This window comes from Mesorhizobium sp. M7A.F.Ca.CA.004.04.2.1, assembly GCF_004022825.1.
GTDB lineage: Bacteria > Pseudomonadota > Alphaproteobacteria > Rhizobiales > Rhizobiaceae > Mesorhizobium.
The window spans coordinates 1-2,786 of sequence record NZ_RZPH01000813.1 but is presented as its reverse complement, the minus strand read 5'-3'; the positions used below and the strand labels follow the sequence as shown (position 1 = coordinate 2,786).

At 66.5% G+C, this 2,786-nt stretch carries 2 protein-coding genes; both read right to left on the bottom strand.

Annotated features, from left to right (window positions below; all coding sequences use genetic code 11):
* Nucleotides 1–1,232 (bottom strand): heparinase II/III family protein (locus EN893_RS27475; RefSeq protein WP_128361931.1); only part of this gene is annotated, 1,232 nt, incomplete at its 3' end.
* A 148-nt stretch (nt 1,233–1,380) separates the two neighbouring features.
* The gene (locus EN893_RS27470; RefSeq protein WP_164901153.1) at nt 1,381–2,775 is read right to left on the bottom strand and encodes an RsmB/NOP family class I SAM-dependent RNA methyltransferase; all 1,395 of its coding nucleotides are present in this window, start codon (nt 2,773–2,775) and stop codon (nt 1,381–1,383) included.
* Between the last annotated feature and the right edge of the window lie 11 nt (nt 2,776–2,786).

Below are 2,786 nucleotides of genomic sequence, written 5' to 3'. Positions count from 1 at the left end.
TCGTTGACACGCAGCGAATGGCTGAAGCGCGCCGACGAGGTGTCGTTGATGGTGGCGGTCGAGTGCGCGGCGGTGGCGCGCGCCAGCGGCCGGAATTCAGCCGCGCCATAGGTGTCGATGCCGGCATTGACGATGTAGTGCTGGCGGCCGGACGACAGTTCGAAGGCAAGGCAGCTGGCGTGTGCGGCGTTGGACACATCGACCGGCGGCGGCGGGCCGGTGTCGGCGATGACCGTGGTGCCGCCCATCGACAGGCGCTCATAGCCGGAATGCGGCGCATGCAGCAGCGGCGCGCCGGCGGTGTCGTCGTGGCGCAGAATGGTGGCGATGCGGTCGTGGATGGTGGCGCCCATGCCGTTGAAGCGGGCGAGGCTGCCATCCTGATGGCGAAAGAAGCGCAGCGCCGGCAGCATGCGGTCGATGGCGCCGATCAGCGCCTGCGGCGGCGTTTCCGCCTGGTTGGCATAGGTCTGGCGCAGCGGCAGAAGGTCGGCGAGGATTTCCAGGACAACCATCGGATTGCGCGAAATATGCCCGCCATCGGCGAGGATCTGGCGGTCGAGTTCCTCGGCAAGATTGCGGGTCGCGCCACGCAGGGCCGAGGCCGGCGCCGGCAGGGACAAGGCAGCGAAGGCGAGCGCGATGCGGGCCCGCAGCCTGTCCTTGCCGTCGGGCATTTCGCGCGCCATCGACCTGAGGTAGCGGATCTGGATGGCTACCGATTTCAGGAAGGCGCGGTAGAAAGGGAACTCGGCGCCCTGCAATACGACCGAGGAGTGCTGCAACCAGGCGATGATGCGCTTGGCCGTCGTGCCGGGCTCCCAGGCGATGCCGGAAATATGGCTGCCATGCATGGTGATCCAATCGGAGACCAGGGCGCGGGCATTGGCGGCGGCAAGCTCGGTGCCGGCGGCGCGCATATGGCGCAGCCAGCGAAAGCCGTGCAGCGTCTTCTGCCAGCCGTGATTGGGCACGCTGATCTGGAAAGGCGACTTGCCGCCGGTCTCGACGAGATGCCCCGACAGGGGATAGCGGCCGTAATAGATCTCGAGTGCGATCTGCGGGTCGGCGAGGCGCAGGTCCGGCGGCGCGATCAGCACACGTTCCGGCGTGCGGCCGGAATAGCGCCAGCGATAGACAGGCCCGGCGCGCAGGCGCCGGCGCGTTTTGCGCCAGAACTCCTTCGCGACAAGCGTCCACAGACGCGTCGTGCTGCTGGCAGCAAGTGCCAAAACCCCTCCTGATCGTCCTCTACCCCGGCGCCGAGTCTACATGATTGCACGATTCGTGCGAAGGCGAATTCCACGACCCCACGCCGGTTCACCTGGCTTTGCCCCCGATCCTACCCCAAAAAGTCAGTAAATCCGGGCAATTCAATCGCTAGCCGGCTCGCCGCATGCGAGCGGCGAAGAAGCCGTCGAGGCCCGAGCGCTCCGGCACGCCGAGCTCCAGGTCGGCGGGCGTGGTGCGCAGCGTGCCTTGCGGCGTCAGGAACGAATCGATGCCGGCGATCTCGCCTTGCCGCAGCGGATCGTTGGCGACTTCAGGCGTGCCGGCCAGAAAGGCGTGATAGAGATCCTCGCCTTCGAGCGGATCGAGCGAACAGTTGGAAAAGACGATCCTGCCGCCGGGCTTCACCAGCGTGACGGCGCGGGCGAGCAGCCTGCGTTGCAGGTCGGCCAGTTTTTCGACATCAGCCGAAGTCTTGGTCCATGGCACGTCGGGGTGCCGCCGCACCGTGCCGGTCGACGAGCAGGGTGCGTCGAGGAGAACAGCGTCGAACAGTTCTTCTGGCTCATACTTGAGCAGGTCGGCCTGAACGATTTCGGCGGACAGGCCGAGACGCTCGAGATTCTGCGTCAGCCGCACGAGCCGGTTTTTCGAGGTGTCGACGGCGGTGACCTTCGCGCCGGCAACGATCAGCTGCGCCGTCTTGCCGCCGGGCGCGGCGCAGAGATCGGCAACCCGCAATCCCGCGACATCGCCGAACAGCCGGGCCGGCAGGCTGGCCGCGGCGTCCTGGACCCACCAGGCGCCCTCGGCAAAGCCAGGCAATTCAGTGACAGGACCGACAAGATTCTCGACCCGCACCGTGCCGGTCGGCAGGACGATGCCGCCGAGTTTTTCGGCCCAGAGACCGGGATCGGCCTTGACCGAGAAGTCGACCGGCGCCTCAACGCGATGCGCTTCGAGGATCTGTCTGGCCTTCTCGTTGCCGTAGGTGGTCTTCAGCCGATCGGAAAACCACTTTGGCGCTTCGTCGGTGGCGGCAAGGGCGGCAGGCAATTCCGTTTCCTTGGCACGTGCCAGTGTGCGCAGAACGCCATTGACGAGGCCGGAGAAGCGCACCGTGCGCGGATCGGACTTGGCATGGGTCACCGCAATGTCGACGGCGGCGCTGTCGGGAATATCGAGGAACAGGATCTGGGCTGCGGCGACATGCAATATGTGCGACAAAGCGGTGGCGTTGGGCGGCAGCGGCTTTTCCAGGCGCCGCGCCAGCAGCCCTGATATGGTCATGCGATAGCGCAGCGCGGTGACCAGGATGGCGCGGACAAGGCCGCGATCGCGCATGTCGAGCGCCTTGTATTGCGGGTGGCCGTTTTCGTGATCGGTCAGCCCATCAAGCGGCGTCCTGGCGTCGATGACGGCGGCAAGCAGGCGCGCCGCCGCCTTGCGTGCGGCGAGACCGGCAACGAAGTCGCCGCCGTCCCTGTGTTCCTGATCACTTGAAACTGTGCGTCGTGGTCCTCTGTCCGCCACGCTCACGACCACCGGCCCTTGGG